Source organism: Pseudarthrobacter linnaei (genome assembly GCF_055412825.1).
Genome location: NZ_JBVAYX010000010.1, coordinates 105,183 through 129,046 on the forward strand (window position 1 = coordinate 105,183; position 23,864 = coordinate 129,046).

General features: G+C 64.5%; 25 protein-coding genes and 1 other RNA gene. 9 read left to right on the top strand and 17 right to left on the bottom strand.

Annotation, left to right across the window (positions count from 1 at the left end):
• The first annotated feature begins 60 nt into the window (after positions 1-60).
• The 8 genes from ACZYZ3_RS11565 (at position 61) to ACZYZ3_RS11600 (ending at position 9,129) form a co-directional block, all read left to right on the top strand.
• The gene (locus tag ACZYZ3_RS11565) at positions 61-2,223 is read left to right on the top strand and encodes a hypothetical protein (RefSeq protein WP_463963967.1); all 2,163 of its coding nucleotides are present in this window, start codon (positions 61-63) and stop codon (positions 2,221-2,223) included.
• A gap of 3 nt (positions 2,224-2,226) precedes the next feature.
• Complete coding sequence (locus ACZYZ3_RS11570; protein WP_463963968.1) at positions 2,227-4,416, top strand: pyocin knob domain-containing protein; 2,190 nt, start codon at positions 2,227-2,229, stop codon at positions 4,414-4,416.
• Between the two features lie 76 nt (positions 4,417-4,492).
• Positions 4,493-4,909: a hypothetical protein gene (locus ACZYZ3_RS11575; RefSeq protein ID WP_463963969.1), complete on the top strand. Its 417-nt coding sequence runs from the start codon at positions 4,493-4,495 to the stop codon at positions 4,907-4,909.
• Positions 4,910-4,916: 7 nt separating this feature from the next.
• Entirely contained in the window at positions 4,917-5,291 is a 375-nt protein-coding gene (locus tag ACZYZ3_RS11580; RefSeq protein WP_463963970.1) for a hypothetical protein, read from the top strand.
• A 59-nt stretch (positions 5,292-5,350) separates the two neighbouring features.
• The gene (locus tag ACZYZ3_RS11585; protein WP_463963971.1) at positions 5,351-6,202 is read left to right on the top strand and encodes a LysM peptidoglycan-binding domain-containing protein; all 852 of its coding nucleotides are present in this window, start codon (positions 5,351-5,353) and stop codon (positions 6,200-6,202) included.
• Between the two features lie 66 nt (positions 6,203-6,268).
• Entirely contained in the window at positions 6,269-6,493 is a 225-nt protein-coding gene (locus ACZYZ3_RS11590) for a hypothetical protein (protein WP_463963972.1), read from the top strand.
• Positions 6,494-6,552: 59 nt separating this feature from the next.
• Positions 6,553-6,906 carry a hypothetical protein gene (locus ACZYZ3_RS11595; RefSeq protein WP_463963973.1) on the top strand — a complete coding sequence of 118 codons (354 nt, stop codon included), beginning with the start codon at positions 6,553-6,555 and terminating at the stop codon, positions 6,904-6,906.
• A 102-nt stretch (positions 6,907-7,008) separates the two neighbouring features.
• Positions 7,009-9,129: a hypothetical protein gene (locus ACZYZ3_RS11600; protein ID WP_463963974.1), complete on the top strand. Its 2,121-nt coding sequence runs from the start codon at positions 7,009-7,011 to the stop codon at positions 9,127-9,129.
• A 57-nt stretch (positions 9,130-9,186) separates the two neighbouring features.
• Here the strand turns inward: ACZYZ3_RS11600 and ACZYZ3_RS11605 are convergent, their stop codons facing one another.
• The 17 genes from ACZYZ3_RS11605 to ACZYZ3_RS11685 form a co-directional block, all read right to left on the bottom strand.
• Positions 9,187-9,726, bottom strand: coding sequence for a hypothetical protein (locus ACZYZ3_RS11605; RefSeq protein WP_463963975.1), 540 nt, complete (start codon positions 9,724-9,726; stop codon positions 9,187-9,189).
• An 84-nt stretch (positions 9,727-9,810) separates the two neighbouring features.
• Entirely contained in the window at positions 9,811-10,092 is a 282-nt protein-coding gene (locus ACZYZ3_RS11610; protein ID WP_463963976.1) for a DUF6221 family protein, read from the bottom strand.
• Between the two features lie 208 nt (positions 10,093-10,300).
• Entirely contained in the window at positions 10,301-11,446 is a 1,146-nt protein-coding gene (locus tag ACZYZ3_RS11615; RefSeq protein WP_463963977.1) for a tyrosine-type recombinase/integrase, read from the bottom strand.
• Positions 11,447-11,449: 3 nt separating this feature from the next.
• Positions 11,450-11,728, bottom strand: a complete 279-nt coding sequence (locus ACZYZ3_RS11620; protein ID WP_463963978.1) for a helix-turn-helix transcriptional regulator — start codon at positions 11,726-11,728, stop codon at positions 11,450-11,452.
• A gap of 117 nt (positions 11,729-11,845) precedes the next feature.
• Positions 11,846-12,214, bottom strand: a transfer-messenger RNA (tmRNA) gene (gene ssrA, locus ACZYZ3_RS11625).
• Between the two features lie 129 nt (positions 12,215-12,343).
• On the bottom strand, positions 12,344-12,814 hold the full coding sequence (smpB, locus tag ACZYZ3_RS11630; RefSeq protein ID WP_226759107.1) for an SsrA-binding protein SmpB: 471 nt from the start codon (positions 12,812-12,814) through the stop codon (positions 12,344-12,346).
• Positions 12,815-12,922: 108 nt separating this feature from the next.
• Positions 12,923-14,335 (bottom strand): peptidoglycan DD-metalloendopeptidase family protein, encoded by a 1,413-nt coding sequence (locus ACZYZ3_RS11635; protein ID WP_463963989.1) that lies wholly within the window; start codon positions 14,333-14,335, stop codon positions 12,923-12,925.
• Positions 14,336-14,369: 34 nt separating this feature from the next.
• Positions 14,370-15,284, bottom strand: a complete 915-nt coding sequence (ftsX, locus tag ACZYZ3_RS11640) for a permease-like cell division protein FtsX (RefSeq protein ID WP_463963979.1) — start codon at positions 15,282-15,284, stop codon at positions 14,370-14,372.
• Complete coding sequence (gene ftsE / locus ACZYZ3_RS11645) at positions 15,281-16,087, bottom strand: cell division ATP-binding protein FtsE (RefSeq protein WP_463963980.1); 807 nt, start codon at positions 16,085-16,087, stop codon at positions 15,281-15,283. The genes ftsX and ftsE overlap by 4 nt, the downstream gene beginning before the upstream one ends.
• Before the next feature lie 245 nt (positions 16,088-16,332).
• Complete coding sequence (prfB, locus tag ACZYZ3_RS11650) at positions 16,333-17,448, bottom strand: peptide chain release factor 2 (RefSeq protein ID WP_282381705.1); 1,116 nt, start codon at positions 17,446-17,448, stop codon at positions 16,333-16,335.
• A gap of 101 nt (positions 17,449-17,549) precedes the next feature.
• On the bottom strand, positions 17,550-17,963 hold the full coding sequence (locus tag ACZYZ3_RS11655) for a pilus assembly protein TadG-related protein (protein ID WP_463963990.1): 414 nt from the start codon (positions 17,961-17,963) through the stop codon (positions 17,550-17,552).
• Positions 17,964-18,052: 89 nt separating this feature from the next.
• Positions 18,053-18,559 (bottom strand): hypothetical protein, encoded by a 507-nt coding sequence (locus tag ACZYZ3_RS11660; RefSeq protein ID WP_463963981.1) that lies wholly within the window; start codon positions 18,557-18,559, stop codon positions 18,053-18,055.
• Positions 18,540-18,938: a TadE family protein gene (locus tag ACZYZ3_RS11665; protein ID WP_463963982.1), complete on the bottom strand. Its 399-nt coding sequence runs from the start codon at positions 18,936-18,938 to the stop codon at positions 18,540-18,542. The genes ACZYZ3_RS11660 and ACZYZ3_RS11665 overlap by 20 nt, the downstream gene beginning before the upstream one ends.
• Positions 18,939-18,941: 3 nt before the next feature.
• A complete protein-coding gene (locus tag ACZYZ3_RS11670) occupies positions 18,942-19,130 on the bottom strand; it encodes a hypothetical protein (RefSeq protein WP_463963991.1) in 189 nt (62 codons plus the stop codon).
• A 124-nt stretch (positions 19,131-19,254) separates the two neighbouring features.
• Entirely contained in the window at positions 19,255-20,196 is a 942-nt protein-coding gene (locus ACZYZ3_RS11675) for a type II secretion system F family protein (RefSeq protein WP_463963983.1), read from the bottom strand.
• On the bottom strand, positions 20,193-21,047 hold the full coding sequence (locus ACZYZ3_RS11680; RefSeq protein ID WP_463963984.1) for a type II secretion system F family protein: 855 nt from the start codon (positions 21,045-21,047) through the stop codon (positions 20,193-20,195). The genes ACZYZ3_RS11675 and ACZYZ3_RS11680 overlap by 4 nt, the downstream gene beginning before the upstream one ends.
• Positions 21,047-22,270 carry a TadA family conjugal transfer-associated ATPase gene (locus tag ACZYZ3_RS11685; protein WP_463963985.1) on the bottom strand — a complete coding sequence of 408 codons (1,224 nt, stop codon included), beginning with the start codon at positions 22,268-22,270 and terminating at the stop codon, positions 21,047-21,049. The genes ACZYZ3_RS11680 and ACZYZ3_RS11685 overlap by 1 nt, the downstream gene beginning before the upstream one ends.
• A 294-nt stretch (positions 22,271-22,564) precedes the next feature.
• On the opposite strand from ACZYZ3_RS11685, the gene ACZYZ3_RS11690 reads away from it, so the two are divergent.
• Positions 22,565-23,864, top strand: a 1,300-nt coding sequence (locus ACZYZ3_RS11690; protein WP_463963986.1) for a GH25 family lysozyme, incomplete at its 3' end; no start/stop codon positions are given.

Consider the following 23,864-nt stretch of genomic DNA (forward strand, 5'->3'; position numbering starts at 1 on the left):
TCGGCCTTTACGTCTTACGTGCTGGTGAACGGGGTAGTCCGGGGTCACAGGTCATGGTCTGTGGACCGTGACCTTGTTGGTGATCTGCCGGAGCAGGTGGTCGCGGTGTCGGGGATCAGCCAGGCTACGGGTTCGATTGTGTGGGCTGAGGGCCCGGACGTTTCGACGACGGCCGTGAACCCGTGGAATGAGGCGTCGGGCTGGTTGCCGAAGCATGGTGACCGGGTGGAGATTTGGGCCGGTGACGGCGACACCTACTGGCAGCAGTTCACCGGCGCCGTCGATGAAACCAGCGGTGACGTGTTCGGCCTGCCGCAGTCGTCCATCATTGACGACTATGACAGGTTGAACGCCCGATTCTCCCATGAACCTCTGATGCGGATCATGCCTCCCCGGGCGAGGGGCGCGGCGGATTACCGGGCGATCGGACTGTCGCATTTGTATTACGCTGATGCGGCACTGCGGGTGGCCGGCTTCCATGCGACACCTCCGAAGGAATCCCGGACGATCTTGTCTGTTCCGGCTCAGTCTTCGATGTGGCCAGAGGTCGGGGTTATGACGTCGGGCGTGCTCGGAGGTCCTGATGGTGGCGCCACGGTCTGGTGCTCCACGTACAACGGGCCGTCAGGGGTGTCGATCGCGGACGTTCTGAACACCTATTCCCCCGCGTTGGCCTACCCGATGACTGAGCCCGTCCGGTTTTCCATGACGGTTGGCGCAGATCACGGCGGCAACACGAGCATGAAGGCCTACTACGGTGCCACCGACTACGTGGAGCTGGCCGTAGCCGGATCCAGAACGGCATTTGCAAGGCTGAATGGCGTGCAGATTTGTTCGCTCGTCATGGGCGCTGCAACAGCGGTTTCGTTGCTGGTCAAGTCTGGCGTTTGGACGCTGCGGACCAACACGGGGCTCACTGCCGCTGGGTCAGTAGCGGACCCTACGGCCGCGGCGCTGGACCGCATTACGGTCAGCGCCGACGCCGATTCTCGGGTTGCAGGGTTCCATGCCGTCCATACGTCCGTTTCCACGGAGAACCTATACACGAACCATTCCCCTACCGCCCGTTATCGAATGGAGAACCTCCTGCACCTCGGCCTGATGGATGCCGGGCCAACCATTGAATCAACGACATGCCGGGAAGTTTTGGAGCGCATCAGCAAGGCCACCCTGGCGGGCATGTGGATTGACGAGAAGGGCGTGTTCCAGTGGGCTCCCTCAGTGGGGCTGAGGGCGCAAGCCAGCGTTCAGACATTGACCGACCTTGACGACCTCCGTTCCCTGTCGTGGTCCTCATCCTTACTGGGTGTGCGTTCCAAAGTGGAGGGTACTTACGACCTGCCGGGCATCAGCTGCTCCCGCTGGGACAACGTCCTCTGGTATCAGGGGAACACGGAGACGCTGGAATCCGGACAGGCAAAGACGGAGTTCATCAGCCCGCCCTCAGGGACGGACTGGGTATATCTCTCGCAGGATTACCTGATCTTGGGTAACCCTGGCGGGTCGGCACCGTCCAACAGTGGGCATGGGTCAGTTACTGGCGGGCAACTTGCGGACGAGACGACGGAAGCGCTTGGCAATTCCTATCTCACGTCAACGCTGGAACAGATCAACGTCAACACCTACAAGTTGGTGCACACGGCAGGGGCGCTCCCGGCGGGTAAAAAACTGGAACTTCGCTACCCGACCACTTCTACGACCATCTGGCCTCGGTGGCTCAAGGAAGCATTCCCGCTCATCCGCGGGTTCGGTAAAACGGACTGGGCTAAACAGGCGCTCACTTCAACCATCGCCGGACCGGCCTACGCGCCGGTGCTCGCACACGACTGCGGGCCGTGGCTGTCCAGGGAGGCGAACGCGACTGTTGTGCAGCGGGTCGTGGACTACCTCGCGGCTCAGGTAAGCGCCCCTGCGCCGGTGATTACCGGTATGCGGGTGGGCTTCGACCCGCGCCGGCAACTTGGGGACGTGGTCATGGTCAGTTCCCCGGATCTGCTGGGTATCACCCTGACCGCGCTGATTGTGTCAGTGAAGAACGGCGCGGATGGATCCTACTCGCAATCACTCGGCGTTCGGATCATCTCGGCAGGCACCATGTACACCACCTACGCCCAGTTCGAGGCGGCCCACTCGGACACCCTCACGTACGAGCAGTGGCGTCTGCTGTTCCCGGACACGGCCACCTACTCGACGTTCAACAACGATCCTTTGAAAGGGGCATAAACGGTGACGACTTACACGACCCCGCACAGCCTGCCGATACTGGAATCTACTGACAAGATTGCGGCGTCGGATGACGGGCTGCGGCAGGACATCAACGCCGTTGCTACGGCCGCCAATTCCGCCATCAGCCAGGAGGGTTTCAGGGCGGAGGGGGCAGCGGTCACCTCGGCGGCGAGCTACGCGGACTCGAAGGATGCTTCGAACCGTGCGGCATGGGCATCCGCGGACACCGCCAAGCTCACCGACGCCAAGGCGTACGCGGACGCCAAGAAGTCAGAGGCTATCGGGGCTGCGGCAACCGACGCCACGTCCAAGGCGAACACCGCCCAGTCGAACGCCATCTCCGACGCGACCACGAAGTACGGCGGGCTGTCCGGGCGGGTCACCACGCTGGAGGGCTGGCGCGAGTTCCCGCTCATCGTCGCCGCCACCAACTCGGACGCCAACGAGTTCCGGGCCCGCGGGCACTACCTGGTGGCGTCGACCACGATTGCGGCGACCATTACCGGGCTGCCCGTGCAGGCCGCAGGCATCCTCGAAACGGAAGCAACCCCCGGCGGGCTTATCTTCCAGACATACCGCGCGTACGGGTCAACGGGTGGTGTATGGACCCGCCGCACCTCCGCAACCTCCCCGTCACCATTGCCCTACACGGCGTGGAAAAAGATTGACGCGGATGCCACTGCGCTCGCCTACACCACGCTTGCGGGCACTGAGGATTTCAACAACCTCCGCACCCCGGGAAAGTACCTGGTCAACAGCGGCACCATTGCCGGGACGATAGCGAACGTGCCCGGCAACATCCGGGCAGGTGTCCTCGAAGTAGACGCAACCGGCGGCGGTTCTATCTTCCAGACGTACAAAGAATACGCCGGGTCGATGTACTACAGAGCGACTTCCGCAGCATCTCCGACACCCCTGCCGTACACCGCCTGGGTTGACTTGGGCGCTGCTGGCTCAACCACGCCGGTAGCTGACACGAGCCCCCGGAATGTTGGTTTGACGAACGGAGCGCAGGTTGATGCTTTCATCGCGGCTCGGGGAGGCAGTATCGGAACTGGCGGCAAGGCATCCATAGCGTTCCGCTATGACCACGGGCTGGCGAACTTCCGTGACCTAATCCTTCCCCTGCACCAAGCCCGCAACATCCCGTGCGGGCAGGCCATCAACACTGCCAACTGGGCGAACGTTGAAAACGGTGGCGTGACCCCGGCAATCTTCAACGACTGGATTGTCAACTCAGGCGTGCAACCCCTGGCGCACTCCCACACGCACGGGCCCGCCTCGACGGACGCGGAAATCTATGCCGAAGTGGACAATCAACTGCCGGTCTTCGCTACCGAATTCCCCGAGGTGGTGTGTGAATACTTCGCCCCACCAGGCGTATCCGCAGCGGCCCCGGCTAACTGGCAAGGCTGGACTACCGCAGACACGGTCAAGCACTTTACTGATGACTACACTGCGGCGAAGGCGGTCCTGCGCCGGTTCGCTGTCACCGCCGGGTACCTGGGAGGGGTTTACCGCCCGCAGTCCGGGAGGGTTCGTCAGGGGCTCGCGCACATGACAATGGACGGGCTCAGCACCTTCGCCGACTGCCAGTCCGTCATCGACACGGCAGTGGACAACGGTGCGGCCCTGCAGATCATGCTCCACCCGTCCCTGGTAAACACGCCCGGGTACATCACAGACGCAATTATCGGGCAGATGCTCGACTACGTGGCGCTGCTGCGGGACGCCGGCAAGGTAGTTCTCCTCTCGCCGTCCGGGCTGGTCCTGGCCGACGACTCACACAGCCGCCGACACGATCTGCTGGTCTACGGCAACTTCGCCGACATCACCAAATGGAGTGCCAGCGGTTACACGTTCTCCGGGAACGTTGCCACGTCCACAGGGTCGGCTGGTGTCATGTCCCGCTCCGTCAGCCTGAGCAACTTCAGATATGCGCGGGGCCGGCATCGGGAGCTCGCGGCAGACTTCACCGCACCCACAGGCGCCGTCGTCCGGTTGCTCGTGGAATCAACGACGGGCGGGCTGTCCGTAAGTAAGGACTTCACATTGCCCGCATCCCCGGACCCTGTGCGGAAGCGCATCACAGCCCTGATGCCATTTACTGCGGGCGCGGTCACAGTCCGCCTCGGCAGGATTTCCGGCGGAGCAATCACCGTCCGCAACGCTGGAGTCTACGCACTCTAAGTCGCCGAATGCCTTGTGGCCCCGGGTAGCCCCGGGGCCACGCCCATATCCAGACACACCCGCCGAGGAGGCCCGCATGATCCCCACCCTGCACAGACTCTGGCTCCGCATTCAGGAGCCCCGCAAGCAGACCACCGTCTATTTCTTCGTCTACCTGCTGACGACCACCCTCGGCGGAGCGATCCTCGCCGACCCGCCACGCAGCCTCCAGGGCACCATCGGAGGCTCACTCGTCCTGATATGGGCCGGGATGCTGGTACTCGGCGGAGGCACGGGGCTGGCGACCGTCCTCCAGGGCTGGTGGTGGATGGAGCGGGCAGGCGCTGCCTTATGCACTTTTGCAATGGGCGTCTGCGGCGTCGCCATCTGGGCGCTTCCAGTGACCCAGGTCAGCATGCGCCTAGTGACCCTTTGCCTCATGATGCTGGCCTTGCTCCTCTTCGTGGCACGACTCCTCAAGACACGGCACTATTCCTACGATCCCGAAAAGTAGGCACCCAGTGGACTCTTCCCAGCAGATTTGGGCCGCGGTCCTAGCATCCACTGGTCTTTTCTCGTTCCTTGGCCTCATCGCCAATGGCATCATCAAGCACGCCAACGGCACCGCAGGTCGGGAACGCATCCGCAACACAGGCCTCAAGCAGCAGCGCGACGAGGCGTGGGCGCTGGTCCGTACCGAGCGGGCACGCGGCGACCGGGAACGGGACCGGGCGGACCTCTCCGACGAACGCGCCGACGTCGAAGCCTACAACCGCCGCGTCACCGAGGAGTACGCCTCTCAGCTCCGCCGCGATTGCACCGAGCACGGCGTGACCGACCGCGAGCTCCGGCCCTGGCCGGCCCTCAAGAAGCCCCCGCCCGAACCCCAGCAGTAACACCCCAACCATCAGGCCCCGACCCCGGGGCCTTTTTCATGCCCGGAAAGGGGCCCGCAATGACCACCTTGAGAGACGGCACCATTGTTGACGAATCGATCAACGCCGCCAACTTCACCGACGACTTGGACGTACCCGCCGTATTCAAGCAGGGTCCGCGCCGGGAAGAATCCATCACCATCCACCACTGGGGCGACCCCGACCAGGACTTCGACGCCGTAGTCCGCTACCTGGCATCCCCAAACCCCCGCTTCAGTTCCGCCCACGCCGTCATCATGGCCGGCCGCGCCACATCCATCGTGTCCCCGGATGAGGCCGCGTGGCACGCTGGCAACGCCTACGGCCAGGCAACCTCCATCGGCCTTGAACTCCGCCCGGAAGCGACAGACGGGGACTACGTCACCGCCGCCGCCTACATCGCGTTCCTGCGGGGCATCTACGGCGACCTGCCCCTCATCCCGCACAACCACTGGAAAGCGACCGCGTGCCCCGGCAAATGGGATCTGGCACGGCTCGACGCGCTCGCCCGCAACGGCGCACCCGCCGCACCCGTTGCGCCCGCCGCGGTGCCGGCGAACGCTCCAGCCCCGATCCAGCGCCCTGATTCGGAGCTTCACTGGGTCGTGGACCGTGGCGACACCCTCGGGAAGATCGCTGCCTACTATGGCATCCCCAAGGACGTTCAGCGCATTGCCGACTACAACGGCATCGGGAACGTCAACACTGTCCACGCCGGACAGAAGATCTTCATCCCCGGCCCGCTCGTGTGGATCATCGAGGCCCCGGACACCATCCGGTCCATCGCCGCCTACTACGGCCTCGACGCCGGCTACCTCGCCCGGCTCAACGGCCTGCCCGGGCCGGACGCGACGATCTACATCGGCAACCGCCTGACCATCAAGGAAGGCTGAGCTATGGGAGACCACGCAGCCGGAACAGTCGCAGTAGCCCCTTGGTGGGCAGTTCAGAGGGACGCCATGAACCGCGCCTGGCGCACCCTCTACACCGGGTTCGTGCTCGATGCCCTAGTGCTGATCGGCGCCGGTCTCGGGAACTTGCTCCTTGAGCAAGAGGTCACGAGTGAAGCCTTCTGGATCACACTCGGGATCCTCGTCGGCAAGTCCTTCATGACCTCGCTGGGTTCCTACCTGCTCCGGCTGAAAGTGACGCCTGCGGCTGGAGAAGGTCCCGCTAAGCAGTAAGACAGCGCCCCACCCCTAACCGGGTGGGGCGCTTTTCTGCGTCCAGCTACGATTTCCACATGGCATCGTTCACTCTCGACGGGATCACCTACGAGTACCTGCGCCAGGACCCGGGATCCCACGAGAACATCCAGTCGTGGGAGTACGGCAAGTACCCGAAGATCATGGCCACCCTCCCCCTGGCCGACGGCGCCACAGTGGACGTCTACGCGCATGCCTCCCGGTGGAACCCATCCCACATCCTCGCCACCTGGCAGGACGACGGACAGCGCTCGCATTGCGCTTGGATCCCCGCCGGGAACGCCCGCCGCGTCACCGACTCCGAGCGGGACATCGAAGAATATCGGCGCTGCCCGGAGAATCTCCGATCAATCCAGTGGGCCGAAAGACTGCCCGGCTTCCTCCCCGTGTAAGAGTGTTCCGAGAGGGGCTCGCTTCGGGCGCGCATTTCCTGCGCCAAAACTTGAATGAGACCATATAATCCCCGTGACAAACACACCCAGGAGTTACCAGAGATGCTGAAGTTCCAAACCCTGCCCGCCCCTTACCTGGACTTCTGCATCATCAGCGCCGAGCAAGGGACCCTCTCCGAGGTCCTAGTAGACGGACTGGAGTCTCTGGCTGAGGTGGGCCTCTCGTGGCATACCTATGAGACGAGCGCGGGGTGGTTCGCGGTAGTTTGTCCAGACGTCGATCGACTCCACCGCACGGCGGCCGGGGTCTCAGGAATATCCGGTATCGCCAAGGTCGGTCCGGATCTTCTGGTCGCACGGGCGCCCGTTGGTCCGGAAGTCCTCGAAGGAGTAGACCCGGAGGTCGGGCTCTACACTTCCTTCACGATCCAAGACGGGCACGCCGAGATCAAGACGGACCTCTTCGGATACGGGCAAAGCTACGCATCGCAACACAAGGGCATGGCTCTCGTGAGCAACAGGCTGCACCTGCACAAGCTTGTGATGTCGGCTTTGGGGATCGCTGTGGAACCGGACGAAGTCGCCGTCACCGCCGCGCTGTTCAGCATGCACGGGTTCTTCGCGCAGCAGAACGCGCTCAGCCGCACCCTCATCAAGGGCGCTCAGCTGATCCCGGTGTCTCAGAACGTGGAGATGCGGAATGGGACGTACCTGACCGCCGCGAAACCCGAATTTATCGCCGCTCACGAACCTCAGAGCCGCACCTATGGAGACCTGATCACCTCGGGGACAAAAAAGATCGTCGAGAACACAGCCGCTGCTGTCGGCTCCAAGGACTTCAAGACCGTAATCACCGATGTCACGGGAGGCAAAGACAGCAGGCTCGTCTTGGGAACAGTCGTTCAATCTCCGGGCTGGCAGGACCGCGTCAGATTGAACACCTCGGGTGCCCAAGAATCGCCCGACGTCGCAATCTCCGCCGGCCTGGCAAGCCACTATGGGGCAACGTACTTTGAAGGCGACGAGACACCACAGCATCCCATCACCCTTGAAGACAACCTGACGTTCTGGCGTAGCTACTACTTCGGCCAGTATCATCGGCTGGCCGCCGGCGCCTGGAGCAACCTGGGCAGCAACGAAGAGCACCTGAGCATAGGTGGCGGCAACGGCGAAATCTACCGCGGATTCTGGAACGTGGTTGTCGAGAAGTATGTGACTCCGGAGGCCACGACGCAGAGCTTCGCGTCAGCGCTCGTCCGCGGCGCCGCTACCAAAGGCTTCTACAGCGACGAGCAGATTGACGCCCTCGGCGCCGCGCTGGCCGATGAGTTGGACGCCTACCCCGCGGAAACCCTCCGCGGAAAAATTGAGGATCACTACCTGTACCACCGCAACCGGACACACTGCGGCCTCCGGGGCTTCACGTTTTACCATGATCGGCTGACTTGGTATCCCCTCATGTCCGCCGACCTTCTCGCCGCATCACGGATGATCCCATTCGAGGACCGCGTCAACAACAAGGTCATTCACGACGTCCTGCACGAACTGGATCCTGATCTGACGAAATTCCGGTTCAACGGCGCAGGCGATCCGTTCAGCGCTGTCCGCCACGAGGGCAGCGACACCACCAAAGACTTGGTCGAGGACACCACCCAGTGGGCAGCGGCAACAACGCTCGCCGCCAGCAAAGTCAACCAGCGGAGAGTGGGAAAAGCCCAGACCATGGTTTGGGCTGAGCTCAAGGACCACGTCACCAGCGAGGCCCTCGTTGCCCTGGACGCTTTGGAGGGCATGGACGAAAGCGTGAGCCGACTCATTCCTGCCGGTCTGCGGAAGCAGCTCGCCGACACTATGGAGAAGTGGCCCGCCGCCGGCTACCAGGTGGCGTCCCGGATTTTTGCCGTCCACGACGCTCTCGAGTCGGTGCCGGCCGCCGTTGTCCCGATGCATCCAGAAAGCGTTGGCTTCACCCAGGACGGGGTGGCTTATGAGTGCCTACAGCCGATCCCGCACCGCGGGCCCGCACCCATCCGTTCATGGAACTACGGCGAGTACCCGCGGGTGGTGGCCGAGGTCCCGCTGACTTCGGAGGGAACCGTGGCCGTACGCGGCGAAGCAAGGCGTCGGACCAGGAACTACGTGATGATCGCCTGGCACGACGACAACGGGCATGCTCACTGGGATTGGGTCCCGGCGGAGAACGTCCGCCACGTTACCGCCTGATCGTAGGCTAGTGATTTGATCCGGTAGCCGCGTAGGTCACGCGGCCAGCTGGGGCAGCTACGGGGCGGTTCTGGCGGCGTGCAGGAGCGGCTGGAGGCCATCGACAGCAGCCTCGGCTATATCCGCAATTGAATGCAGGAGAAAAGTCCTGTCGTTTAGGTACATTGATGACGCGACCTTGAAGAGGGCTGCCTCCCTGTCATCCTCAGGTGGCAGGTAGTGCACCCCACCGCCAACATGAGCCACGCATTTAATGACGTTGCGGACGGTAAACACTTCGTCCTTGACCGCAATGGTGGGATGGGCCAGGAACTCCGGAAGCTTGACTTCGATGCCAGGCAAGCCCTCGAACGCCGACGTTGCCGTGAATTGGAGCGTCGCCCCAGGGACCGCCAAGCGACCAGCTTTGGCCCGGCCGATTCTAAACACGAGTGGTATCCGCAGGTCCCTGTTGACTTGGTGCACCAATGGTTGTGAATCGAGAAAAAGCAGTCGGAGGATGCCGGAAGCCCTAGTTAGGTCATAGTCACTGGCGCCTGGCTGGATTAATCGTTCGAGCTCCGCTGCTGAATTGATCAAGAATTGGTTTTTGTCCACGCCGAAGATACTACGGCCAAAGGGCGGCCGAGGTTTCCTTCTCGGCCGCCTCGGCAACCAGTTCCAGCGATCCCTGCCGCTTCGTCACTCTCGCCAGCGCGGTTCGTACTCCGGATGATCCATGTACGGCTCGGCGATGATGACCAGGAACTTTTCCATGTAGTCCTGGTCGCCGGCCGGTTCGTAGTCCCAGTCGATCCTTTTGAAGTGTGCGATGATCTTGCGCTTCACGGCGCACTCGAGCAGGATCCGCGTGGCGAGGATGTTCGCCCAGCTCTCCGGGTACGGGTCGTGCTGCAGGGAATCCAGGGACTCCGCCTCGTCCTCGTCCAGACGGCGCTCTAAGAACTCGATGATGTCCGTCATGGGCCCATACTGCCACCCGTCGAAAGCATGTGAGGGTGGCTCTGGAATCCGCAGGGGCAAGATTTCGGTCAATGGCTAAAGTGATGGCTGCAGTAGCCCTGATTTTGGGTTACCCCCGATACAAGAAGATCCCCGCCGTAACAGGGATTCTCCGAGTCGCGGTCGAGAGGCCCTCTCTCCAGACCTCACGATTATGAGTCGTGCGGTGCTACAGCCCTTCGAGTGCCTTTGCTGCCACCTGGGCGCTGGTGAAGTGAGCGTCTGGGAGCAGGTGGGAGTAAAGGTCGATGGTCATCTGAATGCTGGTGTGCCCCATGCGCCGGGACAAGTCGTAGATCGGCATGCCGCCCTTGAGCATGAGCGCAGCGTGAAGATGCCTGAGCTGGTGGATTGTCACGTGCTTTCCGAGAAGGACTTTGCCCGGCGTCGCCTTGTCCGCGGCGCGCGCCGCGCGAATCGCGGGCTGCCACACCCGCCCGTGGACGGCCGGGGAACGCATCGGGCCACCTCGCTTCAACCGGAACACGAGCTCGCCACCTGCAGCCTCAACAAGTGGCCTCACAGCCGCTACGGTGGACGGCGCAAGACTGACCGATCTAACGCCTTTAGCCGTCTTGGGCGGTCCTAAGAAGTACGTCCCATCCGAATTCTGCTTCCAAGCCTTCCGGACGTAGACCATAGCCGTACCCGCATCCAAGTCGAAGTCGGAAGCGGATAGTGCGGTCGCCTCGCCGAACCGCAAGCCGGACCCGACGAGAAAGTCAAAGAACGGCAAATAGAACGCGTCCGTGGCCTGACGAATGAGGCGCCAGTCCTCAACCGTTGGCTGGATGTCGTCCTTGGCATGCTTGGATTTGGGCAAACGGATGCCAACGCATGGATTATGGTCGATGATCCTGTCACGAACTGCGGTCGTCATGGCCGCTGAGAGCAGCCCGTGGTGGTTGGAGATGGTCTTCGGGGAAAGCCCGGCCTTCTGCAATCCTTGGACCCATCGGTTCACGTCTTTGTACTGGATGCCCTTGATCCGCATGGACCCGAGACCGTTCCGGAAATACATCTCCCTTGTCGAGCGATACCGACCTAGCTGGTAGTCCCCGACGCCTACGAGCTGATCGATATGCAGTTTCAGCATTTCGTAGAGCGTAGGCCCGTCGAGTTTTGCAGAGGCAAGAACAGCGCTGGCCATCTCAAAAGACTGGCCGTTAGCGTCTAGCAGCCGAACGGTTTCCTCGGCTTTGCCCAGGTCGTCTTTGAACGCTAGTGTCGATTCCTTTTGGTCTCCAGGCTCGCGCCACGTCACCGTATACGTCGTACCGCCATCGCTCCGCCCGCGCTTGCGAATCCATGCCATTGACTACCCAATCTCTTTCAGAAGTTGCTCGAGTGTGCTGATGGACAGCCTGACGCCGGCGCCTACCCCGAGCCCGTTGGGCAGGAGGAATCCAAAGGACTCGGATAGGACGAGGGCCTCCGCTAGCCGCAGCGGCCGTTCCCCATCCTCGATTCTGGATACGGTCGGCTGATGCCAGCTGAGCCCCTTGGACCGGATGGCCGCAGCGAAATCCGCCTGCGAGAGATGGAGACGCTCACGGAGAACTCGGACAGTTTGCCCGATCTCCGAATCCGTCAACATACTTCTCCCAAGTTGGTTTTTCTTGTGTCCTTCTTGGGTATTGTGTCATGACGTGTCAGCACGGGCAAGGCAAAAGTCAGCACAACAAAAAAGAGGCCCGCTTTCGCGGGCCTCTCTAGGTGGAGATGGGGGGAATTGAACCCCCGTCCGATGTCGTGTTGTCAGGGCTTCTCCGGGCGCAGTTTGCGTCGGATTTTCTCGGCCCCGGCCATGCTGCAAACAGCTGGCTGATCCGGGCCCAGTCATCAAAGAGTCCCGTTCACCCCGATGACGGGGGTAAACAGCAGTGGCTATCTAAATGACGCCAGGATCCGGGGCAATAGCAACCTCGGGCTGACGGACTGTCTTACTGCTTAGGCAGCGAGAGCGAAGTCAGTGCGTTTTGATTCGGCACTTATTGGTTTGCAGACAGCGTTTACGAGATAATTCTGCATCCTCGGCCCGCTTCACCTGTCGCGACTAACATCGTCGAAACCGATCATCCCCGTATTTTTTTATCAAACCGAACAGGCCTGGCGCTTGACCGCTGCTGCGGTTTCCGCACTGTTCCTTCCCGGACTATTAGCATAACGCACGTCCCCGCGGAATCATTCCCGTGGGCTTCGGGGCCGGTCCCTAGCGCCGGTTGCGCTCTCGCATCACGCGCAGGGCCTCGCGCTTGTCCTGCTGCTCGCGCAGGGTCTGGCGCTTGTCGTATTCCTTCTTGCCGCGGGCGACGCCGATCTCAACCTTGGCCCGGCCGTCCAGGAAGTACAGCTGGAGGGGGACGATCGTGAAGCCTGATTCGCGGATCTTGTGCGAGATCTTGGTGAGTTCGTCGCGGTGCAGCAGCAGCTTCCGACGGCGGCGCGCGGCGTGGTTGGTCCAGCTCCCCTGGTGGTACTCGGGAATGTGGATGCCCTCCATCCACAGCTCGTCGTTGTAGAAGGTGCAGAAGCCGTCAACCATGGAGGCGTGGCCCTCACGGAGGGACTTCACCTCGGTGCCCATCAGCGCGATCCCGGCCTCGTAGGTGTCGAGGATCGTGTAGTCGTGCCGGGCCTTGCGGTTGGTGGCCACTACCTTACGGCCACTTTCTTTCGGCACGGTAGAACTCCTTGAATCGATGGGTGTGCCCGCTGCCGGGGCGGCCTGGGCTTCTTCCAGTTTACGGCAGGGACGCAGCCCGGCCGCGGGCCTTCCGCTCCGGGCGGATCAGAGCAGGTTCATCGGGTCAACCGCCCGGCCGTTGAGCCAGGTCTCGAAGTGCGAGTGGCAACCGGTGGAGTTGCCGGTGGTTCCCGAATAGGCGATCAACTGTCCCTGGCTGACCTGCTGCCCCGGGGAAACCGTCACACTTACGTTGTGGTAGTAGATGGTGGTCAGCGAGTTTCCCTGGACGACGCCGTGGGAGATTTTCACATTGTTGCCGCCGCCGTCGTTGGCCCAGCCGGCGGAGAAAACGCTGCCCGCCGCCGCTGCGTAGACCGGCGTGCCGCAGGCCGCGGCGAAGTCGATGCCGGTGTGCATGTAGCCACCCTGGCCGTAGAAGTCGGTGGTGCCCGGCGGAGTGGCGCGCCAGCCAAAGCCGGAACTGATCCGCACGCCGTTGAAGGGGTGCCTCAGCCCGAAGGCGGATGGGTTTCCGGGCGGCGCGGGGACGTAAGGCACCGGGGCCTTGATCTGGCCCCGGGCACGGGCTGCCGCCGCGGCGGCGGCCTCGGCGGCCTCGGCGATCCGCCGCTGTTCGGCTTCCCAGGCCTCGCGCAGCTTGCGGTCGCGCTCGACGATGTCCGCAGCGACGGCGTCCTGCTGGGCCTTGACCTGGGCGATCTGGGTCTGGATGGCCGGCTTGGCGGCTTGGAGTTCGGCGTCGAGCCGGGTGGTGTCGGCGATGAGCTGGTCCACCTGGGCCTTTTTGGCCTCGGCCTCATCACGGGCAGCCTGTTCACGCGCCAATGCGGCGTCGGCCTTGGCCTTGAGATCCTTGATTTCGACTTCCACCGCTTCGAGCCTGGCCTGGGAGTTGACGTTGGTGGCGCTCTGCTGGGTGAGCTTGTCCATCGCCGAGTTCTGGCTGCGCATCGCCTGGTCAGCCAGGTCGATGGTGTCCGTAAGGCTGCCGCCGTTGTTCGAGCCAAAGAACAGCGAAAGGTTGGAGGGCACGCCGCCGGACTTGTAGGCCTGGGTGGCGATCTGCCCGATCAGCTTCTTGGTGTCGGCGATTTTCTGCTTGTCCGTCTCCAGCTGCTGGGTGATCTTGGCCTTGTTCTGCTGCGCAAGGTCCACGCGCGCGGCGAGGGCCTCGGCCTCCTTGACGGCACTGGCCACTCGGCCCTGGGCCTCCAGCAGGGCCTGCTGGGCACCGGGGAGCTGTCCCTGATACAGGACGAGGTCCGAGGCCGCCTGCGCGATCCTGGAGTCCACGAACTCGAGGGAGTGCTGGACCCGCGCCGCCTCCTCGCGGAGCGCGGCCTGCTGGTCCTCGAGCGTCTCGGCGAACGCCACCGGTGTCGGGGCGCCCAGGCTCGCGGCCAGGACGAGCGCCAGTGCGGCACTGACGAAGCGGCTGCGGCGGCTGGCCACCACACGGCAGGGCGGAGCCTGACGCGGGTCCAGTCGATGCATCGGTGTCATGGGCCTTCTCTTTTCGTTGCGCATCCTAGACCCTCAGGTATCGACGGAGCGTCAGAAGTGATGATACGCCTGCCAGCAGAACGCCGAGACCGATCAGGGCAGGCGCCAGGATCAGCGTCTGAGCGGCGGAGATAAAAGCGGTGTCCGGATATTGCTGGGACAGGTACCCGCCCAGGAAGAAGTGGGCCACCGCCCAGAGCGTTCCCGAGGCCAGCACCGCGCCGATCACGGCGGCAATCACGCCTTCCAGGATGAACGGCAGTTGAATCACAATCTTCGACGCCCCGACCAGGCGCATGATCCCGGTCTCCCGCCGCCGGCTGAAGGCCGAGAGCCGGATCGTGGTGGCAATCAGCAGGATGGCGCAGACTATCATCACGCCGGCGACGCTGACGGCCACGAGCGATGCGGCGTTCATGACCGAGAAAAGCCGCTCCAGCAGCTGGCGCTGGTCGATCACCGTTTCGACGCCGGCCTGGGAGGAGAACGTCTCGCTGATGATCTGGTACTTCTCCGGATCCTTCATATTGATCCGGAACGACGCCGGGAGCTGGTCCGGCGTCACCGAGTCGACGATCGGGGAATTGGAGAACTGTTCCTTGAAGTGCCTGTACGCGTCATCCTTGGACTCGAACTGGAAGTCGTTGACGTACTGCGCCACCGCGGGCGATTCCAGCAGCTTGCCCAGGTTCTCCTGCTGTTCCGGGGTGGCGGGGCCGGTGGCGCAGCCGGCCGCCGTCGACCCGTCACTGCAGAGGAAGATGGCGACCTGGACTTTGTCGTACCAGTAGCCCTTCATCTGGTTGATCTGCAGCTGCAGCATGCCGGCGGCGCCGACAAAGGTCAGGGACACGAATGTCACCAGGATGACCGAGACCACCATGGAAAGATTGCGGCGCAGGCCGCTGCCGATCTCGGCGAGGACGAACTGGACCCTCACAGCTGGCCCTCCCCTGCGGCGCGGGCGCCAGCCCGGGTGGTGGCGGCCGGGGTGGCAGCGGGTTCGGGTTCCCGCCCGCTCGCATCCCGCAGGCGGCGTGACTGTCCCACGACCGGAATCATGGAGGTGTAGAGGGCCCTCGCCTCGTCCCGGATGATGACTCCGTTGCGGAGCTCGACGACGCGTTTGCGCATCTCGTTGACGATGTCGTCGTCGTGGGTGGCCATGACCACGGTGGTGCCGTTCTGGTTGATCTTGTCCAGCACGCCCATGATGCCCATGGAGGTGGTGGGGTCCAAGTTGCCGGTCGGCTCGTCGGCCAGCAGGATGCCGGGGCGGTTGACGACGGCGCGGGCGATCGCCACACGCTGCTGCTCGCCGCCAGAGAGTTCGTGCGGAAGACGGTTTTCCTTGCCTTCAAGTCCGACGGTCTTCAGGACCTCGGGAACGGTGTCGCGGATGACGCTGCGGCTCTTGCCAATGACCTGCATGGCGAAGGCGACGTTGGCGAACACCGTCTTCTGCGGCAGCAGGCGGAAATCCTGGAACACGACGCCGATCCCGCGGCGGAGCCGGGGCACGCGCCAACTGGAGATGTTCGCTACATTCTGGCCGGCGACGTAGACCGCGCCGGAGGAGGCCCGGTCCTCTTTGAGGACAAGGCGCAGGAAAGTGGACTTGCCGGACCCGGAGGCCCCGACTAGGAAGGCGAATTCGCCGCGGTCGATCTCCAAGTTGATCGAATCCAGCGCCGGTCGCGCCTTCTGGTCATAGACCTTGGTGACATTTTCGAAACGGATCATGGCCCTAAGTACCCTGCAGGACGTGGACGCGTACGGCCCAGTTCTGCCGCCGGTGCGCGGGCTTTCTAGTGGGGGAAGTAGAGCTCCGGCTTCTCGACTATACGCACGGTGCCCGGCGGATCGGCCTGAGCGCCGGGGCGTGTCGCAGGATTAGACCGGAGGGGCAGGTGTGGCACATGAGACAGGAGCGGCACGCGCCAAAGAAGCCGGGGCAGCTCTGCCGTCGGCGGGTATTAGCCCGCGGGCTACTTGTCCGCGTTGCGGTTGTCGGTCCGCCAGCGGATGCCGGCGTCGATGAAGTCGTCGATCTCGCCGTCGAACACGGCAGAGGTGTTACCGACCTCGTGCTCGGTGCGGAGGTCCTTGACCATCTGGTACGGGTTCAGGACGTAGGAGCGCATCTGGTCACCCCAGGAGGCCTTGACGTCGCCGGCGAACGCCTTCTTCTCCGCGTCCTCCTGCTCCTTCTTGAGCAGCAGCAACCGGGACTGCAGCACGCGCAGGGCCGCAGCGCGGTTCTGCAGCTGGGACTTCTCGTTCTGCATGGACACGACGGTGCCGGTGGGGATGTGGGTCAGGCGCACGGCGGAGTCTGTCGTATTGACGGACTGGCCGCCCGGGCCGGAGGAACGGAACACGTCGACGCGGATCTCGTTATCCGGGATGTCGATGGAGTCCGTCTGCTCGATCAGCGGAATGACCTCGACGGCGGCGAACGAGGTCTGGCGGCGGCCCTGGTTGTCGAAGGGGCTGATCCGGACCAGGCGGTGGGTGCCGGCTTCGACGCTGAGCGTGCCGTAGGCGTAAGGGGCCTTGACCTCGAAGGTGGCGGACTTCAGCCCCGCCTCTTCGGCGTAGGAGGTATCCATGATGGTGGTCGGGTAGCCGTGGCGTTCGGCCCAGCGCAGGTACATCCGGAGCAGCATTTCGGCGAAGTCCGCGGCGTCCACGCCGCCGGCGCCGGCCCGGATGGTCACGACGGCTTCACGCTCGTCGAACTCGCCGGAGAGCAGGGTCACGACCTCAAGTTCCTTCAGTGCCTTGCGGATCGATTCGAGCTCGACGGCGGCCTCGCCCATGGAGTCGGCGTCGTCCTCGTCCTGGCCCAGCTCAACGAGGACTTCAAGATCGTCGATCCGCGAGGTGAGGGAGTCCAGTCGGGCCAGTTCTGACTGGCGGTGCGAGAGCCTCGAGGTGATGACCTGGGCGGCCGCCGGGTCGTCCCACAGATTGGGTTCGCCGGCGCGTTCGCTGAGCTCGGCGATGTCTTCCTTCAGCGCCTCGACATTCGAAACGTTCTCGATGGAGGCGTAGGTGGCGCGCAGGGCGCGGATTTCTGCGGGAAAATCAATGTTTGCCATGGTTTTTTAAGCCTACGCTATCCGTGCGAGCCGCCCGGACTGGGTTGCGGGGCCGCTCTGTGGGCCTGCTCTGGCGGCCACCGACGGGTCCACCCGCGGAGCTACCGCGTGAGCTGTGACCGCGCCGTCGCACTCGCTTCGATCCTGATGCCGTCGGGGACCAGGAAGTTGACCACAGGCGGGTGGACGGCGGCGCTAAGCACCACAACGGCGGTGGAACCGTCCGGGCTGCCCGTTCCCGGTCCGACGGCGAGGCCGCTGAACCGGGCGGAGGCGCTGCTGCGGTCCAGAAACTCGGCGGCGGCGCTCCGCACGCGGGCTCCGGTCAGGACGGCGGAGGGGCTGCCGCCGCCCGTTTCGAGCTGTCCAAGGGTGAAGCTGTCCGCGGCGGCCACCGAGGCGCCGTCCGCCAGCGACAGGAGTTTCTTGTGTTCGATGTAGACGCTGGAGGCGGCTACGACCACTGTTGTGAGCAGCAGGGCGAGCAGCACAAAGCCGATGATCAGCACCGACAGTTGCCCGGCCTCGCTACCCTGGTTTCGGGGTGGCGGATCCGGTTCCGGTCCCTGCCGCGGGCGCCCGGCGCGTTGCCTCCGGGGACGGCTCACCGGTAGCGCCCCACCAGTTGTGTGGCGGAGGCGCTGAGCTGCCCGGCGTTCAGGTCCAGCACCTGGCTGAACGGGACGAACGGCAGCGGCACGGTCAGGTGGACGGTGACCGTCACGGCCGATCCCGCTGCCAGGCAGTCCGCGGGGGCGCAGCTGGTTTCGACCCGGGCATTCGACGCGGCGTGCCCGTGGTCGGCGAGCGCCAGCAGGACGGTCTGCTCGGCGGCGGCCCGGCCGGCGGCGGCATCGGTCTGGGCCACGAAGACCTTCGCGGCCTGGTCCGCGGCGCCGACGACCGCGAAGGAGCCGCCCTGAAGCTGTCCCATGGTGATGATGAAGTAAACCAGGGGGACCATCAGCAGCAGCGACAGAAAGGTGAATTCGATGACGGCGCTTCCCCTTTCGGCGTCGTTGGGGACGCCGGCATCTTCCGCGGCGCCTCCCCCTGGCCAACGTCCAGGCGCGTCGGTGGCATCCGGTGCGTCAGCGCTGGATGGCCGCATGCCCTTTCACCTCCAGGACTGCGCGGGGACCGATCAGCCCGATCACGGGCAGCGGCGCGCGGACCGTGACTTCCAGGGTCCGGATGCCCTGGTACGTGGCTTCGCTCGTCGTCACGTCCTGGGCGAACGCAGGGCTGAGCGCGACGCCAATCAGCTGCGCCGTCCGCTCCCTGGCGTCAACGGCGCTGCGGTCCGCGAGGGTGCCGTATCCGGCGCCCGACGCCGCGGCGTCGATCAGCGTGTTCCGGACGTGCAGCACGAGGGTGAGCTGGACGATGGCCAGGAAGACCAGCGTCAGCAGCCCGCCCACCAGGACAAAGTCCACCACCGCCGACCCCCGTTCGTCGGTCTTGACCCCGCCGGCGCCGGGCAGGCGCACCTGCTACTGCCCGACCTTGTCCATGGCCTGGTTGAACAGTCCTTCCAGGGCGGGCACGGCGATCGCGAGGAGCGCGGCGACGAGGACGGCGGACATTAGGGTGATCATCACCCAGCCGGGCACATCGCCCCGCTCGGGGGGATCACCGGGCCGTTCTGGCTTCCGAACAATGGCCGCCTGCGGCGTGGCCAGCCCGGGCACCAGGCTGATGGTGCACAGCAACAGCGTTATGCGGTTATGGATCCGTTTCACGTTCTCCCCTTTGGGTTGGTCCTTCGTGTGGCTTCCTGCGGCTTCCCTGCTATTCCTTTTGTTGTTACAAACCCATGCTGATGGCGGCCAAACCGGGAAAGACGGCGAACACGACGGTCAGCGGCAGGACGCCGAAAACAACCGGAACCATCATCCCGATTTCCTTCTTCCCGGCCGACTCCATGAGGTCGCGTTTCGCTGTGTCCCGGGCGTCCTGGGCCTGGGCCCTCAGCACGTCAGCGAGAGGCGTCCCGCGTTCGACCGCCACCGTCAGCCCGTCCACGAAACGGAGCAACGGGCCAAGCTCCGTCCGGGAAGAGAACTCCTGCAGGGCTTCCACGAGTGGTTTCCCTGCCCGGGTTTCCGCCAGGACGAGGGTGAAGTCCTTCGACAGCTCGCCCCGGGCACTGCGGCACACCCTGTCCAGTGCACCCGTGGCGCTCTCGCCCGCGCTGACGGCGAGGGCCATGAGCTCGGCGATGCTGGGGAACTCGGCCATCATGCGCGCTTCGCGCTTCCTGACCTGGGCGCTCAGCAGGTAGTCACGCAGCAAAGATCCACCGGCGGCGCTGCCAAGCACCAGCACCACAGCGAACAGGGGGCTGGAGCGTCCGGCGGCACCGAAGACCACCGCTGCGGCGACTGAAGCGACAAAACCGGCCGCGCCGCAGAGGAGCTGTTCTGCCCGGAAGTCCGCTGGCGATTTGGCGCTCCCTGCCCTCGCCAGTCGGCGGTCCAGGGCGGCGGAGCCGGGGTTGAGCCGTCCCAGCCACGAGACGGCATCGCCAACGACCGGGCGCAGGATTCGTTCCAGCGGACCGAACGGGGTGACGTTTCGCGGCACGGGGCGCAGGAGCCGGGATTCCAGGTTGTGTGACTTCAGCTGCGGGCGGATGCGCTCCACGAAGGTGCTCGGCCGCATGAACGGCAGCCTGGTCAGCAACAACCAGGCACCGCAGCCAAGGGCCACTCCGCAGGCGGCGGCAGCCGCCATCAGCCCTGTCATCGGAGGACCCGCTCGTCTGCCGGCAGCGCTCCAATGCGCAGCATGGCGGCATAGGAGATCAGGGACACCGCCAGTCCGCCAATCAAGACAGCGGCGCCGAGGGGCGTGTTGTAGGCCGCCACCGCCTCGGGCCGGCTTGCCAGCAGCATCAGGACGATCCAGGGGGCGGCCACCGCCAGGCGTGCGGCATTGACGGTCCAGGACTGCCGGGCCTCCAGCTCGCTACGGGTCCGGGCACTCTCGCGCAGGAACTCCGCCAGCGTGCCCAGCAGCCGGCCGAGATCCGAGCCGCCCACTTCCCTGGTTAACCGCAGCGCCTCCACGATCCGGTCGGCAACCGGATCCGCCAGCCGGTCCTTCAGCCGGGTTAGGGAGGGATCGAACCGTCCTCCGGCACGATAGTCGGAGCCGAACTCGCGGAACACATGACGGAGTTCCTCTGGCCCTTTGTCGCCCAACTGGATGAGGGCTTCCGGCAGCGAGAGGCCTGCGCGGATCGCTGAGCGGAGGTGGTCAACGACGTCAGGCCACAGCTGGCGCAGAACAGCCGTGCGCTTCCGCGCGCGCCACTTGACGATGGCCAAGGGCAGCCACCCCCCGAAGAGGCCAAAACAGCCTGCGATCGGCCACGACCTGGTCACCGCAAAAAAGACGAGCGTCGTGAACGCTCCGACCCCGAGGCAGCTCACCAGCAGCCCAGCCCCGCTGACCCTCTCGATTCCAGCGGACCGCAGCAGATCCTCCAGGCGGTTGGGTCCAGGCCGGCGGCTGGCCGGCTTCGGCTGTTCCCAGGCCGACCACCAGATCAGCAGAAATCCGGCACCGGCCAGCATGCCCAGCAGCGCCGCCATCAGCGCGGCTCCAGCAGAGCCGCGAGGTCGTACCCTGCCCGGGCGAACTTCTCAGCTGACGGCATCGAGTTGGCCCTGGGCAGCAGCCGGCCGTCAGCGAGGGCGAACACCATGGACGACTCGATAATGCCGTTCTCCACCCTCCGGCCCAAGGACAGGATCTCCGCCACTTCCCTGCGCCCGCTGGCGTGGCGGGCACAGTGCACCACGAGGTCGATGCAGGACGCGACCGTCGGAACCACGAAGGCGCTTGAGATGTTCTCACCTGCCAGCAGCGGGAGCGTGCAGATTTTGGTGACCGCGTCGTGGGCTGAATTCGCATGGACTGTGCACATCCCGGGCAGGCCGGAGTTCAGGGCAATCAGCATGTCCAGGCTCTCGGCCTCCCGGACCTCGCCCACCACCAGCCGGTCCGGGCGCATGCGCAGGGCCTCCTTGACCAGCCGGCGCATGGGAATTTCGCCTTCGCCCTCAAGGTTCGGCTGACGGCACTGCAGCCCCACAACGTCCCGCAGCGGGAACTGCAGCTCGAAGATCTCCTCCACGGTGATGACGCGCTCGCGGGTTCCGATGCTGGCCGCCAGACAATTAAGCATGGTGGTCTTGCCCGCCTGGGTGGCCCCGGAGACCAGGATGTTCAGCCCGCTGGCCACAGCGGCACCGAGGAACCGCGCTGCCTGCGGCGTCAGCGTGCCCAGTTCCACCAGATGTTCGAGCCGGCTTGCCTTCACCACAAACTTGCGGATGTTGACGGCCCAGTGCCGCCGCGTCACATCAGGGATCACCACGTGCAGGCGGGAACCGTCCGGCAGGGCCGCGTCGACGAACGGAGAGGACATGTCGACGCGGCGCCCGGAGCTCTTGAGCATTCGCTCCACGAGGTCCCGGACCTGCTGGTCTGTGAGGGACACTGAGGTCAGTTCGGACTCGCCGTTCCGTGCCACGTAGACCTCGTCAGGGGCGTTCAGCCAGATTTCCTCAATGGCAGGGTCATCGAGCAGGGGCTGAAGAGCGCCAAACCCGGCGACGGCGTCGAAAACGAATCTCCGGGCGGTCTCCAGCGGGCCGATGGGGGGCAGGGGCGCCAGCAATGCCCGCTCGTCGTAATCCATGACCGCTGCCTCCACGAGGCGGCGCACTTCGCCGGTCTGCCTCAAGGGGTCGAGGCCGCGCCGGCGGATCAGCTCGCGGACTTCGTCCTCGACAATGCGTACAGCCTCCACAATGGCCCCCAATATGACTGCCGCCCTGTCCCCGGGGCTCTGCAATTGGGTTAAAGCTAAGCGCGGACGTTCCGCCGTACAAGGGCTCTCGGGGCACGTTGTGGAAAACCGAAGTGACAATTAATCACAATTTTCACACTAGTAACACCAGAAACTCTGGCTCAGTCATATCCGCGGTGTTAGGGTGGGCGCGACAAGTCAGACATTCCTACATCCCGGCCAGTTGCATCCTGCATTGCACCGGGCGTGAGATCACTATGACACTGCCATGAGCGTGTTGTTCCGGAGCGGAAAATGAAGCGGACCCTACTTCACCCCAAGAGGCACTTCGGCGACCGGATCGGAGCCGTGCTGCTGGCCGCGTCCCTTCTTGCCGGCCCAGGTCTGGCCTCGTCCGCCTCCGCCGTAGAACCGGCCCCGACCTCGACGCCGCAAGCAAGCGCCGGACCGGCTGGCACGCCGGCGGCGCCCGCCGCGACCCCCAGCACGTCTGCAACTCGTCCCGCCATCACCACCCCCGAGACTCCGTCGGGCAGCGCCGCCACGGCGGCTACCACCAGCCCCGCGGATTACCGGACCGCGATGACTGCGGCGGCAGGACCCGGCGGCGCAGAAATGGGCCAGAGCCTCAGGGCACCGGACCCGTCCGCCTCCGGGCCCCTGGGCACAAGCACCGAAGCCCTCGCCACGGAAGGCACCTGGACCCCGACCTTCGGAGTCCAGGGTCTGGACGTCAGCAACTATCAGGCCACTGTCAACTGGCAGAAGCAGTGGGATTTGGGCGCCCGCTTCGCATACATCAAGGCCACTGAGGGCAACTACTATACGAGCCCCTCATTCGGAGCCCAGTTCCAGGGATCACGGGGTGTTGGTATGCTCCGGGGTGCTTACCACTTCGCCAACCCCGCAGCGTCCTCGGGAGCAGACCAGGCCCGTATTTTCGTCCAGAACGGCGGCGGGTGGAGTCCCGACGGCTACACGCTTCCTCCGGTTCTCGATTTTGAGGCCAATCCGTACGCAGGCAAGACCATTGGTGGTTACTACCAGGGCAATACCTGCTACGACATGTCTCCGGCGCAACTCACCATGTGGGTGCGCGATTTCGGCAACACCATGCAGTCCCTGACGGGACGGCTGCCCGTTGTCTACACCAACACCTCGTGGTGGAAGACGTGCACCGGCGACGCCAGGGGTTTTGGTGACTACCCGCTGTGGACGGCCTACTGGCCCAGCTCACCGAGCAACTACGCCGGCCCCCTGCCGTCGGGATGGCCGGACTACAGCTTCTGGCAGTACAGCGAGTCCGGCCCGTTTGCCGGTGACTCGAATGTCTGGAACGGCAGCTATGAGGCCCTGCGCGCGTTCGCGCGAAACAGCGTACCGACTGCCGCGGTGAAGGCGATTGCGGAGTTGACGTCGGCGTCGTCGTCGTTGGGTTCCGCGACGTCGGCGATTTCGTGTGGCCTGCGTGGCGGCGGCTGTTTCCAGGGGTTCCAGAACGGTGTGGTCATGTGGTCCCCGGCGACCGGCGCGCAGCCGAGCCTGATCGGACCGATCCGTGAGGCCTGGGCCCGGAGCGGGTACGAAAACGGCA